Source organism: Comamonas testosteroni (genome assembly GCF_030505195.1).
Lineage (GTDB): Bacteria > Pseudomonadota > Gammaproteobacteria > Burkholderiales > Burkholderiaceae_C > Comamonas > Comamonas testosteroni_G.
In genome coordinates this window covers 3,377,365-3,401,827 of the sequence record NZ_CP129672.1, presented here as the reverse complement: position 1 = coordinate 3,401,827, position 24,463 = coordinate 3,377,365, and the positions used below count along the sequence as shown (strand labels likewise).

General features: G+C 63.7%; 22 protein-coding genes. 8 read left to right on the top strand and 14 right to left on the bottom strand.

Annotation, left to right across the window (positions count from 1 at the left end; genetic code table 11):
• Positions 1 to 39 precede the first annotated feature (39 nt).
• The 5 genes from QYQ99_RS15665 to QYQ99_RS15645 are packed head-to-tail and all read left to right on the top strand — an operon-like array spanning position 40 to position 6,235.
• A complete protein-coding gene (locus QYQ99_RS15665) occupies positions 40 to 1,152 on the top strand; it encodes a Bug family tripartite tricarboxylate transporter substrate binding protein (protein ID WP_302089015.1) in 1,113 nt (370 codons plus the stop codon).
• Between the two features lie 56 nt (positions 1,153 to 1,208).
• Positions 1,209 to 2,597: a DUF1254 domain-containing protein gene (locus QYQ99_RS15660; RefSeq protein WP_302089014.1), complete on the top strand. Its 1,389-nt coding sequence runs from the start codon at positions 1,209 to 1,211 to the stop codon at positions 2,595 to 2,597.
• The gene (locus tag QYQ99_RS15655; protein WP_302089013.1) at positions 2,594 to 3,949 is read left to right on the top strand and encodes a DUF1254 domain-containing protein; all 1,356 of its coding nucleotides are present in this window, start codon (positions 2,594 to 2,596) and stop codon (positions 3,947 to 3,949) included. Before QYQ99_RS15660 ends, QYQ99_RS15655 begins: the two co-directional genes overlap by 4 nt.
• A gap of 1 nt (position 3,950) precedes the next feature.
• Positions 3,951 to 5,204: an alkyl sulfatase dimerization domain-containing protein gene (locus QYQ99_RS15650; protein WP_302089012.1), complete on the top strand. Its 1,254-nt coding sequence runs from the start codon at positions 3,951 to 3,953 to the stop codon at positions 5,202 to 5,204.
• Positions 5,205 to 5,239: 35 nt separating this feature from the next.
• Positions 5,240 to 6,235, top strand: coding sequence for a Bug family tripartite tricarboxylate transporter substrate binding protein (locus tag QYQ99_RS15645; protein ID WP_302089011.1), 996 nt, complete (start codon positions 5,240 to 5,242; stop codon positions 6,233 to 6,235).
• 212 nt (positions 6,236 to 6,447) lie between these two features.
• On the opposite strand, the gene QYQ99_RS15640 is transcribed toward QYQ99_RS15645, so the two are convergent.
• The 5 genes from QYQ99_RS15640 to QYQ99_RS15620 all read right to left on the bottom strand — a co-directional run bounded on the left by QYQ99_RS15640 (position 6,448) and on the right by QYQ99_RS15620 (position 11,148).
• Entirely contained in the window at positions 6,448 to 7,185 is a 738-nt protein-coding gene (locus QYQ99_RS15640) for an amino acid ABC transporter ATP-binding protein (RefSeq protein ID WP_034373277.1), read from the bottom strand.
• A gap of 143 nt (positions 7,186 to 7,328) precedes the next feature.
• Positions 7,329 to 8,000: an amino acid ABC transporter permease gene (locus tag QYQ99_RS15635; RefSeq protein ID WP_302089010.1), complete on the bottom strand. Its 672-nt coding sequence runs from the start codon at positions 7,998 to 8,000 to the stop codon at positions 7,329 to 7,331.
• Position 8,001: 1 nt separating this feature from the next.
• Positions 8,002 to 8,754 (bottom strand): amino acid ABC transporter permease, encoded by a 753-nt coding sequence (locus QYQ99_RS15630; RefSeq protein WP_302089009.1) that lies wholly within the window; start codon positions 8,752 to 8,754, stop codon positions 8,002 to 8,004.
• 113 nt (positions 8,755 to 8,867) lie between these two features.
• Entirely contained in the window at positions 8,868 to 9,767 is a 900-nt protein-coding gene (locus tag QYQ99_RS15625; RefSeq protein WP_302089008.1) for a transporter substrate-binding domain-containing protein, read from the bottom strand.
• Positions 9,768 to 10,197: 430 nt separating this feature from the next.
• The gene (locus tag QYQ99_RS15620) at positions 10,198 to 11,148 is read right to left on the bottom strand and encodes a LysR family transcriptional regulator (RefSeq protein WP_003081255.1); all 951 of its coding nucleotides are present in this window, start codon (positions 11,146 to 11,148) and stop codon (positions 10,198 to 10,200) included.
• 425 nt (positions 11,149 to 11,573) lie between these two features.
• Between QYQ99_RS15620 and QYQ99_RS15615 the strand changes: the two genes are divergently transcribed.
• From QYQ99_RS15615 to QYQ99_RS15605, 3 genes are all read left to right on the top strand, one after another.
• Positions 11,574 to 12,137: a TRAP transporter small permease gene (locus QYQ99_RS15615; protein WP_302089007.1), complete on the top strand. Its 564-nt coding sequence runs from the start codon at positions 11,574 to 11,576 to the stop codon at positions 12,135 to 12,137.
• Complete coding sequence (locus QYQ99_RS15610) at positions 12,134 to 13,432, top strand: TRAP transporter large permease (protein ID WP_302089006.1); 1,299 nt, start codon at positions 12,134 to 12,136, stop codon at positions 13,430 to 13,432. Before QYQ99_RS15615 ends, QYQ99_RS15610 begins: the two co-directional genes overlap by 4 nt.
• An 83-nt stretch (positions 13,433 to 13,515) precedes the next feature.
• Positions 13,516 to 14,553 carry a DctP family TRAP transporter solute-binding subunit gene (locus QYQ99_RS15605; RefSeq protein ID WP_046460558.1) on the top strand — a complete coding sequence of 346 codons (1,038 nt, stop codon included), beginning with the start codon at positions 13,516 to 13,518 and terminating at the stop codon, positions 14,551 to 14,553.
• A gap of 287 nt (positions 14,554 to 14,840) precedes the next feature.
• Here QYQ99_RS15605 and QYQ99_RS15600 read toward each other — a convergent pair whose 3' ends face one another.
• The 9 genes from QYQ99_RS15600 to QYQ99_RS15560 all read right to left on the bottom strand — a co-directional run bounded on the left by QYQ99_RS15600 (position 14,841) and on the right by QYQ99_RS15560 (position 24,264).
• On the bottom strand, positions 14,841 to 15,782 hold the full coding sequence (locus QYQ99_RS15600; RefSeq protein ID WP_302093190.1) for a 2-hydroxyacid dehydrogenase: 942 nt from the start codon (positions 15,780 to 15,782) through the stop codon (positions 14,841 to 14,843).
• 112 nt (positions 15,783 to 15,894) lie between these two features.
• Positions 15,895 to 16,863, bottom strand: a complete 969-nt coding sequence (locus QYQ99_RS15595; RefSeq protein WP_302089005.1) for a PDR/VanB family oxidoreductase — start codon at positions 16,861 to 16,863, stop codon at positions 15,895 to 15,897.
• A 30-nt stretch (positions 16,864 to 16,893) separates the two neighbouring features.
• Entirely contained in the window at positions 16,894 to 17,973 is a 1,080-nt protein-coding gene (locus QYQ99_RS15590; RefSeq protein ID WP_302089004.1) for a Rieske 2Fe-2S domain-containing protein, read from the bottom strand.
• Positions 17,974 to 17,987: 14 nt separating this feature from the next.
• Positions 17,988 to 19,343: an MFS transporter gene (locus QYQ99_RS15585; RefSeq protein ID WP_302089003.1), complete on the bottom strand. Its 1,356-nt coding sequence runs from the start codon at positions 19,341 to 19,343 to the stop codon at positions 17,988 to 17,990.
• Between the two features lie 161 nt (positions 19,344 to 19,504).
• Positions 19,505 to 19,984, bottom strand: coding sequence for a MarR family winged helix-turn-helix transcriptional regulator (locus QYQ99_RS15580; protein ID WP_003051093.1), 480 nt, complete (start codon positions 19,982 to 19,984; stop codon positions 19,505 to 19,507).
• Positions 19,985 to 20,092: 108 nt separating this feature from the next.
• Positions 20,093 to 21,169, bottom strand: a complete 1,077-nt coding sequence (locus QYQ99_RS15575) for an aromatic ring-hydroxylating dioxygenase subunit alpha (protein WP_302093189.1) — start codon at positions 21,167 to 21,169, stop codon at positions 20,093 to 20,095.
• 81 nt (positions 21,170 to 21,250) lie between these two features.
• Entirely contained in the window at positions 21,251 to 22,012 is a 762-nt protein-coding gene (locus QYQ99_RS15570; RefSeq protein ID WP_302089001.1) for a GntR family transcriptional regulator, read from the bottom strand.
• 180 nt (positions 22,013 to 22,192) lie between these two features.
• Positions 22,193 to 24,022, bottom strand: a complete 1,830-nt coding sequence (locus QYQ99_RS15565) for an ABCB family ABC transporter ATP-binding protein/permease (protein ID WP_302089000.1) — start codon at positions 24,020 to 24,022, stop codon at positions 22,193 to 22,195.
• Positions 23,980 to 24,264: a hypothetical protein gene (locus QYQ99_RS15560; protein WP_302088999.1), complete on the bottom strand. Its 285-nt coding sequence runs from the start codon at positions 24,262 to 24,264 to the stop codon at positions 23,980 to 23,982. Before QYQ99_RS15560 ends, QYQ99_RS15565 begins: the two co-directional genes overlap by 43 nt.
• Positions 24,265 to 24,463: the final 199 nt, after the last annotated feature.

Below are 24,463 nucleotides of genomic sequence, written 5' to 3'. Positions count from 1 at the left end.
CGCGGCCCGCATGCCCTCTGCCCCAACCCAAGGATTCGCATGAAGACCCATCACACCCAAGCCCCGGCCGCTGGCGGCCACAACGACGGCGCCATGCCGGGCCTGCCTGCAGGCAGCTGCGCAGCCGACTCCAGCACCGACTACACAGCCCTGTCCCGGCGCAGCTGCCTGCGGCATCTGGCGGGCCTGGCTCCCGCACTCGCTCCCGTATTCGCCCTGACTCCGGCCGCCGCGCACGCCCAGAGCAGCTACCCCAGCCGGCCCGTGCGCATCATCGTGCAGTTCGCGGCAGGCGGCTCCTCCGACATCCTCGCGCGCACCCTGGGCGACGGCCTGTCCAAACGCCTGGGCCAACCCATCATCGTGGAAAACCGCAGCGGCGCCGGCGGCATCATTGGCACGGACTACGTGGTCAAGAGCGCCGCGGACGGCTACACCCTGCTGCTGACCGTGCCCGGCCCCATCGCCGCCAACCTGGTGCTGTACAAGAAGCTGCCCTACGACCCGCGCACCGACCTGCGCATGGTCTCGGACGTGGCTGGCCAGCGCACCGTCATGGCCGTGCACTCTTCCGTGCCTGCCAAGACCTTTGCCGAGCTGATCGAGCTGGTGCGCAAGGCGCCCGGAGACTACGCAATGGGCTCCTGGGGCGCGGGCACGCAGCCGCACCAGATACAGGCCTTCATGGAGCGCAAGTACGGCGTCAAGGTGCTGCACGCCGCCTACAAGGGCGAAAGCCCCATGGTCTCCGACCTCATCAGCGGCATGATCCAGATGACCTCGGCCTCCATCTCCACGCTCAAGCCCTATATCGAGTCCGGCCGGCTGCGCGCCCTGGCCGTGCCAGGCACCAGCCGCACCACCGCCCTGCCCGACGTCCCCACCTTTGCCGAACAGGGCTTCAAGGACAACGTCTACACCTTCATGGCACCCACCTCGCTGATGGCTCCGGCCAAGACGCCCGACGCCATCGTCGAGCGCATAGGCCGCGAGGTGGCCGTGGTGGTCCGACAGCCCGAGATGCTGCGCCGCCTGCAGGAAATGGGGGCCGACCCCATAGGCAACACGCCCGCCCAGGCCGCCAGCGACTACCAGTCCTACCTGCCCGTCGCCATTGCGCTGACCCAGTCCACCGGCGTGCAGCCGAACTGAAGCCCTGCCCCCTTTTCCCGAACGCCTTCCTGTTCCTTTTTGCAAAGGTAGATTCCATGACCCAGTCCACCACGACCCTGCAGCAGACGCGCCAGGCCCTGGCCCGCTCCATAGGCCAGGCCGCCTTCGTCTACGGCTACCCGCTCACCGAGACCTACCGCACCTGCGCCCTGCAGACCGCCGAGCAGGCTCGGCTGCGCCCCGGCAGCTCGGCCGGCTCGGATGTGCGCGCGCCCATGAACACGCTGCACCATGCGCCGCGCCCTTCCACCCACGAGGATCGCGACGTGGTCACTCCGGCCAACGACCTGCTGTATTCCATGGCCTGGCTGAACCTGGAAGGCGGCCCCATGCTGCTGACCATTCCGTCCTCGGCCCGCCATCCGGAGCGCTACTTCGTGCTGCCGCTGTACGACGCCTATACCGAGAACTTCGAGAACCTGGGTCCGCGCAACTGCAATCCCGAAGGCGAGACCGTGGTCCTGCTCGGCCCCGGCGGCCAGGTGCCGCCATCGATGTCCCATCTGCGCGCGGTGCACTGCCCCACCCACCTGGTCTGGCTGATAGGCCGCATCCTCGCGGGCGACGAGAGCGACTGGCCCGCAGCGCGCGCACTGCAGTCGGAGATACGTCTGGAGCCCGCGCCAGGCACCGTGCTCCAGGGTCGCCCCGCCGCCATCGCGCACTGGTGCGGCGAGCCCGTGGACGCCATGGCCGCAGCCTTCGAGAACGGAGAGCCCGCGCAGCAGGTGGCGCCGCGCTTTTTCACCAATCTCTGCCAAGCGCTGGCCGAGGCGCCTGGCCGCATCGAGGACCGCGGCCTGGTCGCCTGGCTGGGCCAGGCCGGCCTGGTGCCTGGCGTGCCTTTTTCCTGGGAGGCACTGGACGAGCCCACGCGCGCCGGCCTCATCGAAGGCTTTGCCGACGGCGTGCAGACCGTGGCGGCCATGGGCAGCAACCGCCGTCCCAGGCCGTGGACCATGACGACCAATACCGGCCGCTACGGCAGCCACTTCCTGATCCGCGCCCGCACCGCCTACCTGGGCCTGGGCGCGCTGGCCACCACCGAGGCCATCTACTCCGCCTCGCACTACGACGCCGATCTCGAGCCGCTCAACGGCCAGCAGCGCTATGTGATGCGATTCGAAGCGGGCGACCTGCCGCCGGCCGATGCCTTCTGGTCCGTGACGCTGTATGACAGCGACCGCTTTCTCTACCCCAACGACATCCGCCGCCACGCCATCGGCGACCGCACGCCAGACCTTCAGTTCGGCGCCGACGGCAGCCTGGAGATACAGATCGACCACGAGCGCCCCGCCAATGCAGCCAACTGGCTTCCCTCGCCCGCCGGGCGCTTCTATCTGATACTGCGCATGTACTACCCGCACGACGGCGTGCAGAGCTGGCGCATTCCCGCCCTGCAGGCACAGGCGGTGCACGCATGACGGCCACCACAACGGCCGCCGCACAGCAGGCCCTGGCCGAGCAAGCCGTGACCTGGGCCTACCCGCTCTACGAGATGCGCCGCATGCGCGCTGCCACCTCGCCCCGGCGCACCGAGGCGGGCCAGGCCGCGCCCGAAGGCATGCGCTGGTGCAACCTCTTCACCCACGCGCGCCAGCTGCTGCGCGCCGGCACCAGCCGCGTGGTCACACCCAACAACGACACGCTCTACACCAATGCCTGGCTGGACCTGGGCGCAGGACCGCTGGTCATCGACGTGCCCGACACCGCGGGGCGTTACTACGTGCTGGGCCTGCTGGACTTCTACACCAATCCCTTCGCCCACATAGGCCCGCGCCTGACCGGTACCCAGGCGCGCTCCTTCCTGGTCACGCCGCCAGGCTGGAGCGGCGCGCTGCCCGCGGGCTTCGATGCGCCCGGCGCCCACATCCAGGCGCCCACGCGCTGGCTATGGGTCATTGGCCGCATCCTGGTGGACGGCCCCCGGGACCTGGCGGCCGCGCATGCGCTGCAGGACGGCTTCAGCATGGCCCCGCTGGCCGACTGGCTGGCCGGCCAGGCGGCAGTCGCGCCCGTGCCCCGGGCCTTTGCGCCGGACTGCGACCCGCAGGCCCCGGCCACGGCAGACCACTTTGCCGCCCAGGTCAACGCCGCGCTGCGGGAGAATCCACCGCCCGCTGCGCAGCGCGAACTGGTGGAGCGCTTTGCGGCCGTGGGCCTGGGCAACGGCTGCACCGAGCTCGATGACGCCCAGGTCCGGGCATTGCAGCAGGCGCTGGACGCCGTGCTGCCGCGGTTGCGCAGCGCACAGTACGGCACGAGCCAGGCCTCGGGCTGGATCGTGCCACCGCTGGTGATGGACAGCTTCGGTGACGACTACGCCACCCGCGCCCAGGTGGCGCTCAAGTACATAGGCATGCTGGACGGGCGCGAAGCCATCTACCCCATGGCCTGGACCGACGCCCGGGGCCAGCCTCTGGACGGCGGCGCGCGCTACCGCCTTCGCTTTGCGCCCGGGGCCCTGCCGCCCGTGGACGCGTTCTGGTCCATCACCCTGTACGACGCGCGCAGCTACATGCTGGTGGACAACCCGCTGGACCGCTACGCCATAGGCGACCGCAGCACCGGCATGCAGCACGACGCCGACGGCGGCCTGACCCTGCACATACAGCACGCCGCGCCACACAGTGAAGCCGCGCGCGCCAACTGGCTGCCCGCGCCCGAAGGCCGCTTCTACCTCTGCCTGCGCGCCTATCTGCCGCGCACCGACATGCTGAACGGGCGCTACGCACTGCCGCCGCTGCAGCGCCTGAACGATGAACAGGAGTCCTGACATGGACAGCAAAGACGACGACAAGCCCTTCCTGCTCGTGGGCACGGGCAGCGAAACTGTGGCCCCGGGCCTGCACATACTGCGCGGCCAGGGCCAGTCCTTCGCGGCCGAGACGGACGCAGGCCTGGTGGTCGTGGACGCCGGCCCCGGCGGCTCCGTCACCCAGGGCATGATCGACAGCCTGCGCGCGCTCAGCGACGCCCCCGTGCATGCGCTGTGCTACAGCCACGGCCACATCGGCTACAACGCCGGCGTGCCCCAGTGGTTTGAGCATGCGCGCCAGCGCGGCGAGCCCGCGCCTCGCCTCATCGCCCACCGCAACGTGCTGCGCCGCCACGCACGCTACCGCGAGACGCAGGCACTGCAGCACCGCATGGCCGAAGTGCAGTTCAACCGCTCGCCCGGCTTCTTCGAGCGTCGGCTGGCCATGCACGAGCCCACCGAGACCTTTGAGCAGTGCCTGGTCATAGGCAGCGGCGAGCAGCGCATCGAACTGCTGTGGGCACCGTCCGAGACCGACGACGCCATCGCCCTGTGGAGCCCCGCGCAGCGCGTGATCTACGGCGGCGCAGCGCTGCTGGACTCCATTCCCAACATCGGAACGCCGTTTCGCACGCTGCGCGACACCGTGCGCTGGGCCGGCACGCTCGAAGCCCTGGCCGCGCTCGATCCGCGCATCGCCGTGCGCGAATTCGGCCCTGTGATCGAGGGCGAGGCCGAAGTGCAGAAGGTGCTCACCCACACGGCCCGCGCGCTGCGCTGGCTGCGCGCCGAAGTGGTCAGCCTCATGAACCAGGGCCTGGGCGAGCAGCAGGTGCTGGCCCGGATGCACTACCCCGAGGAGCTGTTCGGCATGCCCTGGATGAAGCCCACCTATGGCGACCCCAGCTACATCGTGCGCGACATCTACCGCTCGGAAAACGGCTGGTGGGACCGCAATCCCACCACCCTGCACCCCGAGCCGCCCGAAGCCGTGGGCGCCGCCGTGGCCCGGGCCATCACCGACAAGCCCGCCGTCATCGCCAGCGCCCAGGCCCTGGCCGACGCCGGCCAGTGGCAACTGGCCCTGCACGTCATCGACCTGCTGGCCACCGCCCATGGCGACGCACCCGAACTCACCCAGGCGCGTGCCCTCAAGGCCGCCTGGCTGCGCGAGCGCGCGGCCCAGGTCGCCAGCTATGTATCGCGCAATCTCTACAAGGTCAGCGCCGACATGATCGAGCAAGGCACACAGGGCCGCTTCGGCATCCGCTAGCCCGCCCGCTGGCCAGTCCCATCCAGGAGACATCCATGCACACTCAACCGCACCACCTGCGCCGCTGCCTGGCCCTCGCCGCAGCGCTGGCCTCCGCCACCTCCGGCACCGCCCATGCGCAAGACACCGCCGGCTACCCCAGCCGGCCCGTGGCCCTGATCGTGCCCACGGCGGCGGCCGGCGGCACCGACACCATTGCCCGCCTGTTCACCGACGCGCTGGGCAAGGCCATGAAGCAGCCCTTCGTGGTGGACAACCGCCCCGGCGCCAACGGCATCATCGGCGTCGATTCCGTGGCCAAGGGCCCGGCCGACGGCTACCGCCTGCTGTTCACCTACGCGGCCACCATGGCAGTCAACCCCAGCCTCTACCGCAAGCTGCCCTACGACCCGCTCAAGGACTTCGCCCCCATCGCCCAGATCGGGCGCGGCGGCAACCTGCTGCTGGTCAGAAAGGATCTGCCCGTCAACACGCTGCAGGAATTCGTGAGCTATGCCAAGACCCATCCCGACACGCTCAACTACTGCTCCTGGGGCCTGGGCTCGGGCGGCCACCTGACCATGGAAAGCCTGAAGAAGCAGGCCGGCATCACCATGACCCACATCCCCTACAAAGGCTCCAGCCCCTGCGTGCAGGACATCATGGGCGGGCAGGTGGATGCGGGCTTCGGCGACACCTCCTCCACCGTGGAACTGGTCAAGGCCGGCCGCGTGAAGGCGCTGGCGCACAGCAGCTCGGGACGGCTGCCGTCCCTGCCCGAGGTGCCCTCCATGACCGAGGCCGGCTACCCATTCAAGAACTACTCGTGGTACGGCATCTTCGCGCCGGCCAAGACCCCGCCGGCCATCGTCGCGCGGCTCAACGAACAGGTGCTGCGCGCGCTGCGCGACCCAGCCCTGGTCCAGCGCATGCGCGAGCTCAACTTCTCGGACCTGCCGATGACCACGCCCCAGCAATTCACCCAGACCCTGATCCAGGACCTGGACGACTGGAGCCAGCTGGTCAAGGAAACCGGCGTGCAGCTCGACTAGCGCGCGCCGGCCAGGCCCCGCCTGATGCAGTCGGACTCACATTAAAAAATAGGAGCTGTCATCGCTTACCAGTCAATAAATCTGAATACTTTCATATCCATACTTCTTGATTGACAGGCGATTCCAGCTCATCTTTTATTCAAACCTTCTCACGGCCGAACCAGGAAAAAAGGCGCTCACGAGGAGCGCCTTGGACCCAGAGGGCAGCAGCATCAATGCTGCAGGATCTTGTTGAGGAATTCCTTGGTACGCGGCTGGCGGTTTTCGGGATGACCGAAGAACTCGTCCTTGCTGCAGTCTTCCAGAATCTTGCCGCCCACGTCCATGAAGATCACACGGCTGGCCACCTTGCGCGCAAATCCCATTTCGTGGGTCACGCACATCATGGTCATGCCTTCATGTGCCAGGCCCATCATCACGTCCAGCACTTCGCCCACCATTTCAGGATCCAGCGCCGAAGTGGGTTCGTCGAACAGCATGACGATGGGATCCATCGACAGAGCGCGCGCAATGGCCACGCGCTGCTGCTGGCCACCGGAGAGCTGGCCGGGGAACTTGTCCTTGTGAGCGGTCAGGCCCACACGGTCCAGCATCTTCAGGCCACGGGTCTTGGCGTCGGCTGCACTGCGGCCCAACACCTTCATCTGAGCGATGGTCAGGTTCTCCGTCACCGACAGGTGGGGGAACAGCTCAAAGTGCTGGAACACCATGCCCACGCGGCTGCGCAGCTTGGGCAGATTGGTCTTGGGATCGTGCACTGCCGTGCCGTCCACAAAGATCTCGCCCTTCTGGAAAGGCTCCAGTGCATTGATGGTCTTGATCAGCGTGGACTTGCCGGAGCCCGAAGGGCCGCACACCACCACCACCTCGCCCTTGTTGATATTGGTGGAGCAATCGGACAGCACCTGAAAGCTGCCGTACCACTTGGAAACGTTCTTGAGTTCAATCATTTTTCACTCCGACTTTTGTCAGTGATCCATCGCAGCGCCTGCAACGGGCTCGGTCAGGCCAGGGACGGCCAGCAAGGGCCGCCCCGCAGCCGAGGCCGTCGTCCCCCTTGAGGGGGAGGGCGCAAAGCGACTCAGGGGGTGTTTCATCGAATAATGGCGATCTTCTTGTGCAGACGCTTGACGAACCAAGACAGTGCAAAGCAGATCACAAAATAGGTCACGGCAGCCGCCAGATAGGATTCAATCGGCCGGCCATCATTCTTGCCCGCCAGCTCGAAGCCCTTGAGCATGTCGTAGGCGCCGATCGCATAGACCAGCGAAGTGTCCTGAAACAGGATGATGGTCTGCGTCAGCAGCACGGGCAGCATGTTGCGGAAGGCCTGAGGCAGCACCACCAGACGCATGTTCTGACCATAGGTCATGCCCAGCGCCTGGCCGGCAAACACCTGACCACGTGGAATGGACTGAATGCCGGCGCGCATGATTTCAGAGAAATATGCGGCCTCAAACGCCACAAAGGTGATGATGGCCGAGGTTTCCGCGCCGATGGGCTTGCCGATAAGCATGGGCATCAGCAGGAAGAACCACAGAATCACCATCACCAGCGGGATGGAGCGCATGCCGTTGACATAGATGGTGGCAGGCAGGTCCAGCCACTTCTTGCCCGACAGACGCATCAGCGCCAGCAGCGTGCCAAAGAAGATGCCGCCCAATGTGGCAATCACCGTCAGCGTGAGACTGAAATACAGGCCTTTGAGCACATAGTTGCTGAAAAGGCCCGGCGAGAAAAACGACCAGTCAAGGTTGAGATTCATATCAGTGGCCTCCACCGCTGGCTGCAATCAGGCCGGGAACGCGCGAACGCTTCTCGATGAAGGCCATGATGCGGTTGATGATGAAGGCAGAAATCACATACAGACCTGTCACAGCCATATAAATTTCGACGCCGCGAGCAGTCTCTTCCTGGGCCTGCATGGCAAACATGGTCAGCTCGGCCACGGACACGGCAAACGCCACGGACGAGTTCTTGAACACGTTCATGGCCTCGCTGGTCAGCGGCGGGATGATGATGCGAAACGCCATCGGCAACAGCACATAGCGGTAGGTCTGGAAGGTTGTGAACCCCACGGCCATACCGGCATAGCGCTGGCCCCGCGGCAAAGCCTGAATACCGGAGCGCACCTGCTCGGCGATACGCGCCGAGGTGAAGAAACCGATCGCAAACACCACCAGCACAAAGCCCGGCAGGGACTTCATTGCAGGGAAGATGGCCGGAACCACGTGGTACCAGATGAACACCTGGACCAGCAACGGAATATTGCGGAACAACTCCACCCAGACATTGCCCAGGCGCACGATCCACGGACGATCGGGCAAGGTACGCAAGGTACCGATGACTGCGCCCAACACCAGAGCGATGACCAGCGACAGCAATGCCACCGACACGGTCCAGCCCCAGGCCGACAGCATCCAGTCCAGATAGGTGATGTCACCGTTCTTGCCAAAACAACTCTGCCCGACCTCTTGGGTAATGGTGTCCTGACAGAACACCTGCCAATCCCAACTCATACGAGCACCTCTTTCATTCTCGGTTTATGAGGGCAAACGCTCACACCGGCCCTCGCAACAAAAAAGCCCCTTCTAACCGCTTGGCAGAAGGGGCGGTACACCTATAGGCGGGATTACTTGACTTCGTAAGCTTCCATCGGCTTGTCGTTGGGGTGAGCCCACGCATCCTTGGTCGCTGCCGACAGTGGCAGACCCACCTTCACGTTGTTGGGAGGAATGGGCTGCAGGAACCACTTGTCGTACAGCTTGGTCAGAGAACCATCCTTGATCTGACGCACGATGGATTCGTCCACAGCCTTCTTGAAGGCGGGATCGTCCTTGCGCATCATGCAAGCGATGGGTTCCACCGAAAGCACTTCACCCACGATCTTGTAATCGTTGGGAGTCTTGGACTTGGAAATATTGGCGGCCAGGATGGAGCCGTCCATGATGAAGGCATCGGCGCGGCCGGTTTCCAGCATCAGGAAGCTGTCGGCGTGGTCCTTGCCCATGACTTCCTTGAAGGTCAGGCCGTCGGCGCGCTTGTTCTTGCGCAGGGTCTGCACGGAAGTCGTACCCGTCGTGGTCACGATGGTCTTGCCGTTCAGATCCTTGATGCCGGTGATGCCGGAGTTGGCACGGGTGGCAATGCGCACTTCTTCCACATAGGTGGTGAAGGCGAAGGCTGCATCCTTCTGGCGAGCCGTGTTGTTGGTGGTGGAGCCGCACTCGATGTCCACGGTGCCGTTCTGCACCAGAGGAATACGGTTTTGCGAGGTCACAGGCTGGTACTTCACTTCCAGCGCTGTCAGGCCCAGTTGCTTCTGGATGTCCTTGAGAATGCGCTCACCCATTTCGGTATGGAAGCCTACATATTTGCCATTGCCCAGCGTATAGCCCAGGCCGGACGATTCACGCACGCCCAGAGTGACGCTACCGGTGGACTTGATCTTGGCCAAGGTGTCATTGGCCTGGGCAAACACGGTGCCAGTTGCCAGTGCGGTTACGGCGATGGCCAACAAATGCTTCTTCATACGGATCTCCTATTGGTAAGGACCAAAAACGCTTGCCACTCCTTAACGCATCGCCCTTTGTGAGGGTGGACAGGTTGCGTTAACAAATGTACTGCACACATTGTGCAGTCATGAAGATGGCTGAAATGCAATCATTTCTAAGACTTTTCCCGTAGGCAATTCAGAAAGGCAACCACCTACTTACCGCCTCAATCTTGTGTTGCAGAGCAGCACCTCTTTTTGTGCAAGCTGCGAACTCTAATGCTTTCGTGATTTCACAAGCCAATGCCGATGGTAAAAATCCTTATGCACAACTTGCATATTCAGTATTAACCCGATGCATAACATTAGGGTTTTCACCAGGAAAATGCCTGAAATCACGACATGCTGGTCACACAAGCAAAAAAAGGGCCAACTGGCCCTTTTGGAAGAAAAGCAACACGCGACCCGGTTACACAGCCTTGACCTCGCCACCCGCAATCTCGCCCTGCTCCTTGAGGAAGTTCCAGAGCGCGGCCGCGCCTCCCTGAGGAGCATCGCCCGTGGGTTTTTCCCGATAGGCCCGCACTTCCATGTCCATCTGAAAACCGGTCACGCCTTCCGGCACGGCACGCACCAGTCGACCGGACTCCAGATCGCCGCGTACTGCGCTGTAGGGCAGAAAAGCCACGCCATGACCTTCCAGCGCCATGGCCTTGAGGCCTTCGGCCATATCGGTTTCATAGACGCGCTCCAGGTGCACGGCCTCGGCCGCCTCCTTGAGGATCAGCTCCGTCACCCGACCCAGATAGGCACCAGCGGCATAGCCCAGGTATGGCAGCGGCTGACCCTGGCGGCCGGGCAGAACAAAGATGGGGTTGCCGTTCTCGTCCGGCTTGGAGTAGGGAGCCAGCACCTCATGCCCCAGGCTCACCATCTCATAGCGCGAAGGGTCCAGCTGGAAGGGCTGAGAAGAGTGGTAGTAAGCAATCAGCAGATCGCAGCCGCCTTCCACGAGGCGCATCACCGCATCGTGCACATTGAGCGCAAACAGACGGCTGCGGAAGGGGCCGAACTTCTCGTGCACGGCCGAAACCCAGTTCGGGAAGAACGTGAACGCCAAGGTATGCGGCACGGCAAAGCCCACCATGCCCTTGCCCGCACTGACGTGGGCGCGCAACATGGTTCGGGTGCTCTGCAAGGACTGCAGTATCTCCAGCGCCTGCTCGTACATGGTCTTGCCTGCTGGCGTCAGGCGCGTCGGATACGAGCTTCTGTCGACCAGATCGGTTCCCGCCCAGGCCTCCAGCGCCTGGATACGGCGCGAGAACGCAGGCTGCGTAACGTGGCGCAGCTGGGCCGAGCGGCTGAAACTGCGGGTTTCAGCAAGGCTGACAAAATCTTCAAGCCATTTGGTTTCCATAGACTCTCATTATCCGCTGCCCTGCACCAAAGCTGTGCAACGGAGGTAATCCTTGTTGGCTGGTAAACGGGACAAAACACAGACTCGACGATGAGCCATGCCTTGGTCGCCAGACCCTAGGGTAATGCCTGCCGCCGGACGTAAGCCCTGCGGCATAGATACCTTGATAATATTTGTTCACATCTATCCGGTGTGTCTACTCGCTCCAAGCCATCCCGGCGCACAACGCCGTGAAGGTCAAGGAACAACATAAGGACTTACGCAAACAAGAATGCAACGACGGCCTGCCTCCTGAGGCAATCGTCTTGTCTAAACCCGTTTTGCGCAAGTCGTGAACATAAGGGCATTCTCATCGAGTGCGCGCGGATCACGCCATTCAGGCGAGCTGCCCTGACTCCTGTGTGTTTTTCTGACTTTCCGCGTTCATGTCCTCCACTCCTCCCGAGACCGATGGTGCCGCCGATACCGGCGCGCGCCCGGACGAGCCTCGCTCCCTGCGCATCGAAGACTGGCTGACCGTGATCATCATGGCCGCTCTGGCCCTGATCACGTTTGCCAATGTGCTGGTGCGCTACTTCACCAACTCCTCCTTCGCCTGGACCGAGGAGATCTCCGTCTTTCTGATGATTTTGCTGGCCCTGGTCGCAGGCTCTGCCGCCGTGGCCCGCAATCAGCATATCCGCATCGAGTTTTTCTCGGACAGCGGCTCGCTCCAGCGCCGCAAGGCTCTGGCCCGGTTCGGCTCTCTGATGGTGGCGCTGCTGTTTGCCATCATCGCCGTGCTCAGCGTGCGCGTGGTCTGGGACGACTTCCGCTTCGAGGAGACCTCGCCCGGCATCGGCCTGCCCCAGTGGTGGTATTCGATCTGGCTGCCCCTGGTATCAGCCCTGATCACCGCGCGCGCCATCGGGCTGTTCATCCGCCAGGGCAAGCCCGGCGCCATCCCTGACGAGCCCGTGGAAAAAGACCACAGCAAGGAGATCGCATGATCGCCACCTTGCTGTTCGTGGCCTTTCTGGGCCTGATGTTCATTGGCGTGCCCATCGGCGCGGCCCTCGGTCTGGCCGGGGTGGCCGCGATTGCTCTTGCCAATGCCGATACGCAGTGGTTCGGCCTGCTGGCCGTGCCGCAGAATTTCTATGCCGGACTGGGCAAATATCCGCTGCTGGCCATTCCCATGTTCGTGCTGGTGGGCTCCATCTTCGATCGCTCGGGCGTTGCCCTGCGGCTGGTGAACTTTGCCGTGGCCATCGTGGGCCGCGGCCCCGGCATGCTGCCGCTGGTGGCGATCGCCGTGGCCATGTTCCTGGGTGGCATCTCCGGCTCCGGGCCGGCCAATGCAGCGGCCGTGGGCGGCGTGATGATTGCCGCCATGAGCCGCGCCGGCTATCCCAAGAGCTTCTCCGCCAGCGTGGTCGGAGCAGCCGCAGCGACGGACATTCTGATTCCGCCTTCGGTGGCTTTCATCATCTACTCGGTGCTGGTGCCCGGCGCTTCGGTGCCGGCCCTGTTCGCGGCAGGCATGATTCCCGGCGTGCTGGCGGGTATCGCGCTCATCATTCCCGCCGTGTGGATGTCGCGCAAGCACAAGATGGGCGCGCTCGAAGCCTCCATGCCCCGCCCGCCGTTCTGGAAGAGCCTGCGCGAGGCCTCCTGGGGCCTGGCAGCTCCGGTGCTGATCCTGGGCGGCATGCGCATGGGCTGGTTCACCCCCACCGAGGCCGCCGTGGTTGCCGTGTTCTACGGGCTGTTCGTCGGCATGGTGATTCACCGCACCATCGGCGTGCGCGACCTGTTTCCGATTCTGCGCGAAGCGGGCGAGCTGTCGGCCGTGATCCTGCTGGTGGTGTCGCTGGCCGGTATTTTTGCCTTCTCGCTGTCCACGCTGGGCGTGATCGATCCGGTGGCCAATGCCATCGTGAATTCCGGTCTCGGCGAATACGGCGTGCTGGGCCTGCTGATCCTGCTGCTGATCACCGTGGGCATGTTCCTGGACGGCATCTCGATCTTCCTGATCTTTGTGCCGCTGCTGCTGCCCATCATGAATCACTACCAGTGGGATCCCGTCTGGTTTGGCGTGATCCTCACGCTCAAGGTGGCACTGGGCCAGTTCACGCCGCCGCTGGCCGTGAACCTGATGGTCAGCTGCCGCATTGCGGGCGTGCGCATGGAGTCCACCGTGCGCTGGGTGGGCTGGATGCTGCTGTCCATGTTCGCCGTGATGATTCTGGTCATTGCCTTCCCGCAGCTCGCACTGTGGCTTCCCTCAAAGATGGGCTATTGATTCCAGCAGTTGCGGCCCTGGAGGCTGCAACTGCTCATTCCTGCTTTCCAGTTTTTTCGTTTCTAAAAAGGGAGACAAACCAAATGAAACTTCGTACCTTCCTCGCATCCGCCGTGGCCACTGCCGCCGCTCTGGCCTTTGCATCACCCATGGCCATGGCACAGACCAAGTACAAGAGCGAATACCGCATGTCCCTGGTGCTGGGCACGGCCTTCCCCTGGGGCAAGGGCGGCGAGCTGTGGGCCGACAAGGTGCGCGAGCGCACCCAGGGCCGCATCAACATCAAGCTCTACCCCGGCACTTCGCTGGTGCAGGGCGACCAGACGCGCGAGTTCTCCGCGCTGCGCCAGGGCGTGATCGACATGGCCGTGGGCTCGACCATCAACTGGTCGCCCCAGGTCAAGTCGCTGAACCTGTTCTCCATGCCCTTTCTCTTCCCCAACTTCAAGGCCGTGGATGCCGTGACCCAGGGCGAAGTGGGCCAGGAAATCTTCAAGACCCTGGAAAAAGGCGGCGTGGTGCCCCTGGCCTGGGGTGAGAACGGCTACCGCGAAATCTCCAACTCCAAGCACGCCATCAAGACTCCCGCCGACCTCAAGGGCATGAAGATCCGCGTCGTGGGCTCGCCCCTGTTCCTGGACACCTTCACGGCCCTGGGCGCCAACCCCACGCAGATGAGCTGGGCCGATGCCCAGCCAGCCATGGCCAGTGGTGCCGTGGACGGCCAGGAGAACCCCATTGGCGTGTACATGGCTGCCAAGCTGCAGTCCGTGGGCCAGAAGCATCTGACCATGTGGGGCTATATGAACGACCCGCTGATCTTTGTCGTCAACAAGGACGTGTGGGCCAGCTGGACGCCTGCCGACCAGGCCATCGTCAAGCAGGCCGCGCTGGACGCCGCCAAGGAAGAAATCGCCATTGCACGCAAGGGCCTGGTGGAAGCCGACAAGCCATTGCTCAAGGACCTGGCCGGCCTGGGCGTGACCGTGACCACCCCTAACGCCGCCGAGCGCGAAGCCTTTGTCAAGGCCACCCGCCCCGTCTACGACAAGTGGAAGAGCCAGATCGGCGCACCGCTGGTCGACAAGGCCGAAAAGGCCATTGCCGCCAGCCAGAAATAAGCGCCCCTGAGCCGCTACGCCTAGGCGGCCCCGCGGCTTCCCCCTCTCTCTTCGGGAGGGGGACGACACCCTCGCTGCGGGGCGGCCCTTGCTTGGTGTCACTGGTTTGGTCCGCGCCAGCTTCATGGCGCCGCAGATAGTAAAAATCCCCGCACGGCTTTCCGTGGCGGGGATTTTTATTGCTATGAATATCAAAGCTATAAGCGCTTGATATAAGTGAATTTCAAAGTCAAATCATATTGAAATACAACAATATCAAGCGCAAGCAGCTTCCAATTCAATAGCGCTCAGATGGGCGAGACCAAGGGCTTGCCATCCAGATGGCAGCGCATATTGGCGATGAAGCGGTCCACCGAGTTCTGCACCGCCTCGGGCGACCAGCCACCCACATGGGGCGTCAGCACCACGGCGTCCAGATCGATCAGCTCCTGCGGCGGCAGCGGCTCGCTTTCGTAGACATCCAGCCCGGCACCGGCCAGACGGCCTGCGCGCACGGCTTCGGCCAGCGCTGCGGTATCAACCACCGAGCCGCGCGCGATATTCACCAGCACGCCTTTCTCGCCCAGTGCATCGAGCACCTCGGCATTGATCAGATGGCGGGTGCCGGCGCCGCCCGGCGTGGCCACCAGCAGCACATCGGCCCAGGTGGCCAGCGCCAGCAGATCGTCGAAGTACTGGTGCTCGACTCCCTCGCGGGGCTTGCGGTTGTGATAGCCGACGGGCATATCGAACGCGGCCGCGCGCCTGGCGATCTTGGCGCCAATCTGGCCCAATCCCACGATGCCCAGGCGCTTGCCCGAGACATTGGCCGGCAGCGGCAGGGCCGAGCGCCAGACGCCGGCACGCGTGGCCTTGTCCAGCTTGACGATGCCGCGCACGGCGGCGATCAGCAGGCCCATGGCGTGGTCGGCCACGCAGTCGTCGTTCGTTCCCACGCCGTTGCCGACGGCAATCCCGTGCGCCTTGGCATAGGCCACATCGATGTTCTCGTAGCCCGCGCCCATGGCGCAGACCAGCGACAGCCCGGGCATGCGCTGCATCTGCGCGGCCGACAGGCCCGTCGCGCCAATCGTGCACACACATTGCACGCGCGCGCCGTGGGCGGCGATTGCGGCCTCGGTCTGATCGGCCTCGGGCGCATAGATCACATCAAAGTCGGCAAAGGTCTGCTCCATCTGCTGCAGATGGGCGGGGACCTGGAGGTTCAGAACTAGCAGGGCAGGCTTCATGGCGGGAACGCAGCGCTCTGGCTTCACACAGCGCTTTCATGGAAAGCGCCTATTTTGAGCATGCTGCGCCAGCCCTGCCCGCGCATGGTCAAAGCCCGCCCCCGGCCCTGCATCACAGATCCAGCACCAGACGGCCCGACTTGGCGCGCGAGCAGCAGGGCAGGAACTGGTCATTGGCCGCCTGCTCGTCTTCCGTCAGATACATATCGCGGTGATCGGGCTTGCCCGAGATGACGCGCGTCAGGCAGGTGCCGCAGACGCCCTGCTCGCACGAGGTCTGCACGCAGACGCCGATGGACTCCAGCGCCTGCACCACGGTCTGCGCCGGCGTGACGCGCACCACCTGGCCGCTGCTGGCGACTTCCACCTCGAAGCTCTCGTCGTCGTCGCGGTGCTCCACTTCGGCGGCAAAGAACTCGTAGTGCAACTGTTCGGCAGGCCAGCCCGCCGCTCGCGCCGTATCGAGCACGGCGTCCATGAAGCCCTTGGGCCCGCAGACATACAGATGCTGGTCCGGCTCTACCACCTGCAGCAACTCGCTCAAGCTCAGCGACGACTTTCCATGGGCGTCATCCACATGGATCTGCGCCTTGTCAGCCCACTGCGCCGCCTCGATGGTCTGGGCGAAAGCCATGCGCTCGCGCGAGCGGCCGCAGTAGTGCAAGGCAAAGTCCGCACCGTCACGCGCCAGCTTGCGCGCCATGGCCAGAATCGGCGTGATGCCTATGCCGCCTGCCAGCAGCAGGTGCTTGCGGGCCGGCGCATGCAGCTCGAAATGGTTGCGCGGCTGGCTGATGGTGATCTGCTGGCCGGCCTGCAACTGCTCATGCACGGCCGCCGAGCCGCCGCGCGAGGCAGGCTCGCGCAGCACGGCAATCACATAGCGGTCCAGCTCTGCGGGGTCGTTGCTCAGCGAGTACTGGCGCACCAGCCCTCCGGGCAGGTGCACATCGATGTGCGCGCCGGCGCTGAACGGCGCCAGGCTGCTGCCTTCCAGAGCCCGCAATTCCAGGCTGCAGATGCCAGCCGCCTGCTCCTGCTTGTGCGCGATGCGCACCTCGAACGTGGTTTCACTCTTCATCTCGGGTACTTCTCTTTTGCTTGTGCGTTGCTAGGCCAGCGCCTGCGAGGCCTGCGCGCCGGCCTGGCGCAAGCGCTCGATCACGCGCCGCGCACGGTTGGGGCCCACATCCACATGGATATCCACCACGGCGCGTGAGCCAAAGCGTTGCTGGTTGCGGAACTGGGCTTCGATGACCACCTTGTCTTCTTCGAAAGTGGCCGCCGTCTGATCGATCACCAGCTGTGTCGTGTCCTGCATCTGCGGATGCGGATTGGTCGCAATCGTCCAGAAGTAATGCGCGCTGGTCTCCGTCTCCGGCGTCACGCCGTGAAAGCCGCGCATATGGAATCCTTCGCGCGCCGGGTTGTCCAGTCTGTCCTGGCCGGCATCCATGGCACCGGTCCAGATACGCACATGCGAGGGGTGGAATTCCACTTCCTGCCAGCGGTCGATGCGACCCTGAAACGGCCAGGCCTGCGCATAGGTGGGCGGGGGATCGGAGTCCGGCATCCAGCGCACGACCTTCACGCAGTCCCCGTCCTGGCTGACCTTGAGATCCGCGTTCATATGCACCCTGGCGTTGCCGCCGATGGTCTTGAGATGCACATAGCCCAGATGGCTCAGATCCAGCAGGTTGTCGTGAATCAGCTGATACGGTGCGTCATAGTGGTAGACGCCGCCACCAAAACGGTATTGCGGGTCGCTGTGCACGGCATAGGCCGGCGGCTCCGTGCCCGGCACGGAATCCGGCGTCGCTCCCATCCAGATCCAGAGAATCTGGTCGCGCTCGCGCAGCTCGAAGGGCTTCACGCAGGCCATGGCCGGAATCCGTTCCTGGCCCGGTATTTCCAGGCAACGCCCCTCATGGCTGAAGAGCAGGCCATGGTAGCCACAGCGCAGACCCGCAGCTTCCACCGTGCCACAGGACAGCGGCAACTCGCGGTGGCAGCAGCGATCCTCCAGCGCCGCGACGCGGCCATCTTGCGTGCGGAACAAGACCACCGGCTGGCCCAGCAAGGTGCGCGCCAGCGGCTGGTCCTTGAGCTCCCAGGCAAAGCCCGCCACATACCATTGATCCAGCGCAAAGGCCGGCACGGCTGCGCTCATGGTGTGAGAAATCTGGTTCATCGAAGTCTCCCTGCTCAATGAGCGGCCACGGCTTCGGACGCGGTGCGCCTGTGCCCGGCCTGCGGACCGGCAATGCGGTGCAGGGACACGATGACGGCAGCCAGGACAAAGGCCATGCCATAACCCAGGTACAGCTGATCGGGCGACCAGGCGGCATCCAGCAGTCCTCCGGCCACCAGCGGCGACACAATCGCACCGATGCGGCCGATGCCGATGCCCCAGCCCACGCCGGTGGCGCGCACATCGCTGCCGTAGACCACGGGCGCAATCGCATAAAGGCCGGCCACGCAGGCGTTCACGAACATGCCGATCAGGAAGGCCAGCGTGTACGACATCCATAGCGCACCGGAGCTGCCCACCAGAAAGCACAGCAGCACTGCCGTCACCAGCATGAAGACCGCCAGCGCACGGTGAATCGCAAAACGCGCCGCCAGCAGGCCCAGCAAGGTCGCGCCCAGAATGCCGCCCAGGCTCAGCAGCACGCCCGTGGTCACACCCTGCTCGGGCGTCAGGCCCGAGGCTGCCAGCAGCTTGGGCGTCCAGCTCATCACGAAATAGAAGCCGAACATCACCGAGAAGAAGGACAGCCAGACCAGCACCGTGGGGCGCAGCAGCTGGGGAGACAGCAGCTGCAACGGGCCCATGCGCTTGCTTTCACCACTGCCGGCCACCACGGCCTGAGGCAAGGAGCCCATTGCGGGCAGGCCCATCTTGCGGATCAGTGCATTGAGACGCTGCAGCGCATTGGCGGGCCGCTTGACCAGCAGAAAGTCCATGGACTCAGGCAAGGCGAACCAGGCCAGAACCAGCACCGCGAGCGTGGAAAATCCGCCGAACATGAAGACGGAACGCCAGCCATGGTGCGCGAGCAGCCAGACCGCAATGCTGCCGCCAATGGTCGCTCCCAGCGCATAGCCGGTCGATTGCAGCGTGACCGCCAGACTGCGCCAGCGCAGCGAGGCATATTCGCTGGCAATCACGTTGCTGCACGCCAGGATGCCCCCCACGCCCAGGCCCGTGATCACGCGCAGCACCGCAAGCTGCATAGGCGTCTGGCTCCAGGCCGACGCCAGCATGCCCAGCCCGGATACGGCCAGGCACAGCAGAATCAGGGGACGACGCCCCAGCTTGTCGGCCATGGGCGCCAGCAGCAGCGAACCTGCGGCCATGCCGAAGAGGCCGGCACTGAGCAAAAAGCCCAGCTCCGATCCACTGAGCTTCCAGTGCCCGGACACCGCCGATGCCGTAAAAGCCATCACCAGCACGTCAAAACCATCAATCATGTTCAGGGCCATGCATACCGCGATGACCGACCACTGGAAGGTCGTCATGGGCCGCTGGTCCAGATGCGCGCGCAAATCCTGTTCCATCGTTGTCTCCTTGTTTTTTATCATTCATTCAGCATACTGAATCACATTCAGTTTACTGAATGAAGTCTTGATCCAGCACAAGTGGATTCCCTAGTCGTGCCGGCTCACCGCCTGCGCTGGCCGGCGTGATCGAGGTGCATCCGCCGCGCCAGAACGGGCTGCTAGCCGTTGATCACCGCTTGCTCGCCGGCTTCAGTGCTGTCGTGCAACTGCACGAACTTGCGCAGCAGACGCTTGAACTCTGCCTGCTCCTCGGGCTCCAGCGCGGAGAGCATGCGCTGCTGCAGCTCGTAGACATTGGGCACAAATGCAGCCAGCATGGCTTCACCCTCGGTGGTCAGACTCAAGCGACGCTGACGCCTTGGCAGCAGCTCGCGATGAATCCAGCCCTTGCTTTCCAGTCGCGCAGCGATATCGGCCGTGGTCGAGTTGTCCAGTGCGACAAGACGCGCCAGCGTCACCTGATCGATGCCGGGAGACTCTTGCAGCATGCGCAGGATGGCGTACTGAACCGGAGTCACATCGGGGCCCAGCACTTCTCGAAACAGCAGCGCAGCAATCTGCTGGGCGCGTCGAATCAGATGACCTGGCTGGTCGTAGAGATCCAGGGAAAGCGGGTTGGGTGTGGTGGGCGATTCCATGCAGCAGCGTAGCAAGGGCAGCGCTGACTATGGACAGCGCTGACTCCGATTCGGGGAGCTGCAAGATTACTCCATCTACAGACATGATCTGCCCCTGCCTGCCGCCGCTCAAGCCAGCGCCGCAACGCCCGACTCGGTTTTCTCCTCGTCGATCAGGCGCTCGATGATCTTGCGCGACTGCACGCCGCCGGCATCGATATTGAGCTTGAGCAGCTGCCTGTCCGGATAGTCAGCGAGGTTGCGCTGCTGCAGCTCCAGCATCTCAAGGTCCTCGCTGAAGATCTTGTGCTGGCCCTGCTTGATGGCCGCCGTCACCGATGCATCGCCAGGATTGAACTTGCGCGCCATGCCCCAGAAGTACCACATGCTGCCATCGGTCTCCGGAGTGATGAAATCCACCACCATGCTGTAGACCTTGTGCTCGTCCGCTGCGTCATAGCCGCCCTTGCCGGCATGTGCCACACCCACTTCGATCAGCACGTGGCTGGGAGGAGTGAAGCGACAGACCTGCCAGCGGTCCACAGGCACGTCATCGGCCAGACCATTGCTGCGCAATGCCATCTTCCAGAACGGAGGCGCCTCGATGTTCTCCATGAAGCGGCTGGTGACCACTTCGCTCTCGCCTATGACCTCGGTCTTGCAGGGCGTCTCGTCGATCTCGGCCTGACCGATGCTGCTGGCATGCACATAGGTCTCATGGGTCAGATCCATGAGGTTGTCGATCATCAGACGATAGTCGGCCTTGATGTGGAACAGCCCGCCGTCATAGGCCCACTCGGGGTTGTCATGCCATTGCAGATCCGGGATCAGCGCTGCATCGGCCGCATCCTTGTCACCCGGCCAGACCCAGACAAAGCCGTAACGCTCTTCCACCGGATAGCTCTTGATGGCAGGAAAGCCGCGCACGCGCTGACCGGGCATGGCAACCGTCTTGCCGTCGCAACCCATCTCCAGCCCGTGATAGCCGCAGACCAGCTTGCCTTCGCAGACTCGGCCCAGCGACAGCGGTGCACCGCGGTGCGGGCAGAAGTCCTCGACGGCGGCCATCTTGCCTTCCAGGGCGCGGTAGAAAACGATGCGCTCACCGCAGATCTGGCGCCCCAGCGGCTTGTCCGTGACTTCGGCCGCCGTGGCAGCGACATACCAGGTGTTGCGAGGATAGGTGGGCTGTGCTTGCTTGCTCATCATGGGTGTCTCCTTGTATTTATCGTCGGGGTCTGGTGCGGGCGCACTGTACTGCGCCGAGCGACGGCCTCGGACCGGCCGTCAGCGGCTGGCGCGTATCAGTTGCGCACCGGGTACGCGCGTGGTCTCTGGCGAGCGCATGGCTTCGCGCAGATTGCGACGCGCAATGCGCGAGTGCTCTTTCATCAACGCCTCGGCACGCGCGCCTTCGCGGTGCTCGATGGCGTCAATCACTTCACGGTGCTGCTCCTGCGCAAGGATCAGGCTGCGCAGGGCACGCGGCGACTCGGAGTCGGCCACCACAAAGCCCGAAGGGGACGCGAACGGCAGGCGTTTGACCCGTTCCAGCTCGCGCTGCATGAAGCTGCTGCCGGACATCTCCAGCAGGATGTCGTGGAATTCGGAGTTCAAGGCCACATAGGCGGAAAACGCTTCGTCACCCCAGTTCTGGGCATCCAGCACACGGTCGATGGCATCCAGACAGCGCGCGGCTCGCGCCAGCAGGGCCTCATCCACCCCGCGCTCGGCCGCCATGCGCGCCGCCAGACCTTCCAGCGTGCCGCGCAGCTCGATGGCGTCCGACACGTCTGCTTCGGACAGCACGCGCACCTTGTAGCCACGCCCGCCAGCCGTGGCTTCCAGCATGCCCTCCTGCTCAAGCCGCATCAGCGCTGCACGTATGGGGGTGCGGGAGATGCCCAGACGCTCGGCCAGCACCAGCTCCGAGATGCGCTCTCCGGCCGCCATCTCGCCGGCAAGAATCATTTCGCGCAGCTGCAACTGCGCCTTCACGACCTGGGAATGGTTTTCTTCCGCTGCAGCGGGGGCAATGGAGGGAGGCATGTCTCGCGGGTATTTATTTCTTGGTGACGGAAGAAATGTATACATAAAAATCAAATAACAGCGATTTAATTGCAAATACAAGGGTAAACACTTAACAACATGTATACATAGAAGCGAGGCGGCCAAAAAGAAAGCCACCCGAAGGTGGCTTATCAAACGTCTGGCGAAAGGTGACCGCACTCAGGCGGGAATCTCCGATGACTCCGCCTGGTTGAGCTGCATATTCCACATGCTGGAGTAACGTCCTCCGGCGGCCAGCAGCTCCTCGTGCGTGCCGCGCTCGATGATGCGGCCGCTGTCCATGACCAGGATTTCATGCGCCTCGACCACGGTGGACAGGCGGTGGGCAATGACCAGTGAGGTCTTGCCTTGCGCCGCGCTGCGCAGCTCGTTCTGGATGGCGCGCTCGTTGGCGCTGTCCAGTGCCGAAGTCGCTTCGTCGAAGATCAGGATCGGCGGGTTCTTGAGCAGGGTGCGCGCAATCGCCACACGCTGCTTTTCACCGCCCGAGAGCTTGAGGCCGCGCTCGCCCACGCGCGTGGCATAGCCCTGGGGCGTGTGCTCGATGAAGTCATGAATGCGTGCAGCCTTGGCCGCTGCAACCACCTGCTCCTGCGTGGCGCCCGGCTGTCCATAGGCGATGTTGTAGGCCACCGTGTCGTTGAACAGCACCGTGTCTTGCGGAACAATGCCCACGCAGTGGCGCACGCTGCTCTGAGTCACCGTGCGGATGTCCTGTCCGGCAATGCGCACATGGCCGCCCTGCACGTCATAGAAGCGAAACAGCAGACGCGCCAGCGTGCTCTTGCCCGAACCCGAGGGACCGACCACGGCCACGGTCTTGCCCGCAGGAATGGTGAAGCTCACGTCGTGCAATATGGGCCGCGCGCTATCGTAGGCGAACTGCACGTTCTCAAAGCGCACTTCGGGCGGCGGATTGTCGATCTGCAAGGGCTGGGCGCCAGGCGCATCGGCCACTTCGCGCTCCTTGTCCATGAGCGTGAACATGCGGTTCAGGTCGGTCAGGCTCTGCTTGATCTCGCGATAGATCACGCCCAAGAAATTCAGCGGAATGTAGAGCTGAATCATGAAGGCATTGATCATGACCAGATCGCCCAGCGTCAGCCTGCCGTCGACCACGCCCTGCGTGGCCCGCCACAGGATGGCCACCAGCGCCGCTCCGATGATGAGTTGCTGGCCGCAGTTGAGCATGGACAGCGTGGTCTGGCTCTTGAGCCGCACGCGGCGCAGGTTCTCGAGGTTCTCGTCATAGCGTGCGGACTCGAACTGCTCGTTGTTGAAGTACTTGACGGTCTCGTAGTTCAGCAACGAATCAATGGCTTTGGTATGGGCCGCCGACTCCTGCGCATTGGCCTCTTTTCTGAAGCGGGTGCGCCACTCTGTCACGGTAACCGTGAAGCCGATATAGAACACCAGCGCTGCCAGCGTGATGACGGCAAACCAGATGTCGAAACGCACGGCCAGAATGCCCAGCACCAATGCCATTTCAATCAGCGTGGGCAGGATGGAGTAGAGCGAATACGAGATCAGCGACTCGGTGCTGCGCACGCCGCGCTCGATGTCGCGCGTCATGCCGCCGGTCTGGCGCTCCAGATGAAAACGCAGGCTCAGGGCATGCAGATGCTCGAAGGTCGACAGCGCGATCGAGCGCGATGCGCCCTGCGTGGCCTTGGAAAAGACCAGGTCCCGCAGCTCGGTGAACATCGTGGAGGAAAAACGCAGCAATCCATAGGCCGCCAGCAGACCCACGGGGACCACCAGCACGGCCTGCGCCTGCCCAGGCTTGATATCCAGCGCATCGACCAGATGCTTGAGCAAGATGGGCACGCCCACATTGGCCAGCTTGGCGCAGATCATGAACACCAGCGCTGCCAGCGCATGCCATTTGTAGCGCCAGATATAGGGAAAGAGGCGGCGCAGCGTGGCGCCGTCCGACTGGTTTGCCGCTACTGCGGCTTCTTCTGGGGTTGCAGGTAACTGTGAACGCATTGTGGGGCTGTGTCGCCCTGCAGGCAGTCGGAGCTGCGGTAGAGGGCGTCTATTTCTATGACGGGAATCTGGGTACCCACGAATTCTGCCTGTCCCGTCACTTTTGCGCTCACCCAGACCAGGGTGAAGGGCTGCAGCAACTGTCTGTCATACGGGCCTGCACCGCAGGCCTTGAAGAAGCTTGCCTCGCGCGGCCAGGACAGAAAGCCCTGCTCGCTGAACTCGGCATGCAGCACAACCATGCAATCGCGCTGCTCACCGACCGCCTTTAGAACGTGTTGACGATCTCTACGCAGCCGCGTTGGAGCGCAATCGGGATGAGTTCGAAGCGATGGCTCGCCGCTTGCACCGGGGTGCAAGCAAGAGACAGCGTACAGAAATCGCCCGATTGCGCTCCAACCCTTCGGGACAGGGACTTTGCGGGCGGTCTGCGGCGTTGCG

Coding starts and splice junctions, on each gene's coding strand:
- QYQ99_RS15665 (WP_302089015.1), top strand. CDS start 40: ATGAAGACCCATCACACCCAAGCCCCGGCCGCTGGCGGCCACAACGAC.
- QYQ99_RS15660 (WP_302089014.1), top strand. CDS start 1,209: ATGACCCAGTCCACCACGACCCTGCAGCAGACGCGCCAGGCCCTGGCC.
- QYQ99_RS15655 (WP_302089013.1), top strand. CDS start 2,594: ATGACGGCCACCACAACGGCCGCCGCACAGCAGGCCCTGGCCGAGCAA.
- QYQ99_RS15650 (WP_302089012.1), top strand. CDS start 3,951: ATGGACAGCAAAGACGACGACAAGCCCTTCCTGCTCGTGGGCACGGGC.
- QYQ99_RS15645 (WP_302089011.1), top strand. CDS start 5,240: ATGCACACTCAACCGCACCACCTGCGCCGCTGCCTGGCCCTCGCCGCA.
- QYQ99_RS15640 (WP_034373277.1), bottom strand. CDS start 7,185: ATGATTGAACTCAAGAACGTTTCCAAGTGGTACGGCAGCTTTCAGGTG.
- QYQ99_RS15635 (WP_302089010.1), bottom strand. CDS start 8,000: ATGAATCTCAACCTTGACTGGTCGTTTTTCTCGCCGGGCCTTTTCAGC.
- QYQ99_RS15630 (WP_302089009.1), bottom strand. CDS start 8,754: ATGAGTTGGGATTGGCAGGTGTTCTGTCAGGACACCATTACCCAAGAG.
- QYQ99_RS15625 (WP_302089008.1), bottom strand. CDS start 9,767: ATGAAGAAGCATTTGTTGGCCATCGCCGTAACCGCACTGGCAACTGGC.
- QYQ99_RS15620 (WP_003081255.1), bottom strand. CDS start 11,148: ATGGAAACCAAATGGCTTGAAGATTTTGTCAGCCTTGCTGAAACCCGC.
- QYQ99_RS15615 (WP_302089007.1), top strand. CDS start 11,574: ATGTCCTCCACTCCTCCCGAGACCGATGGTGCCGCCGATACCGGCGCG.
- QYQ99_RS15610 (WP_302089006.1), top strand. CDS start 12,134: ATGATCGCCACCTTGCTGTTCGTGGCCTTTCTGGGCCTGATGTTCATT.
- QYQ99_RS15605 (WP_046460558.1), top strand. CDS start 13,516: ATGAAACTTCGTACCTTCCTCGCATCCGCCGTGGCCACTGCCGCCGCT.
- QYQ99_RS15600 (WP_302093190.1), bottom strand. CDS start 15,782: ATGAAGCCTGCCCTGCTAGTTCTGAACCTCCAGGTCCCCGCCCATCTG.
- QYQ99_RS15595 (WP_302089005.1), bottom strand. CDS start 16,863: ATGAAGAGTGAAACCACGTTCGAGGTGCGCATCGCGCACAAGCAGGAG.
- QYQ99_RS15590 (WP_302089004.1), bottom strand. CDS start 17,973: ATGAACCAGATTTCTCACACCATGAGCGCAGCCGTGCCGGCCTTTGCG.
- QYQ99_RS15585 (WP_302089003.1), bottom strand. CDS start 19,343: ATGGAACAGGATTTGCGCGCGCATCTGGACCAGCGGCCCATGACGACC.
- QYQ99_RS15580 (WP_003051093.1), bottom strand. CDS start 19,984: ATGGAATCGCCCACCACACCCAACCCGCTTTCCCTGGATCTCTACGAC.
- QYQ99_RS15575 (WP_302093189.1), bottom strand. CDS start 21,169: ATGAGCAAGCAAGCACAGCCCACCTATCCTCGCAACACCTGGTATGTC.
- QYQ99_RS15570 (WP_302089001.1), bottom strand. CDS start 22,012: ATGCCTCCCTCCATTGCCCCCGCTGCAGCGGAAGAAAACCATTCCCAG.
- QYQ99_RS15565 (WP_302089000.1), bottom strand. CDS start 24,022: ATGCGTTCACAGTTACCTGCAACCCCAGAAGAAGCCGCAGTAGCGGCA.
- QYQ99_RS15560 (WP_302088999.1), bottom strand. CDS start 24,264: ATGGTTGTGCTGCATGCCGAGTTCAGCGAGCAGGGCTTTCTGTCCTGG.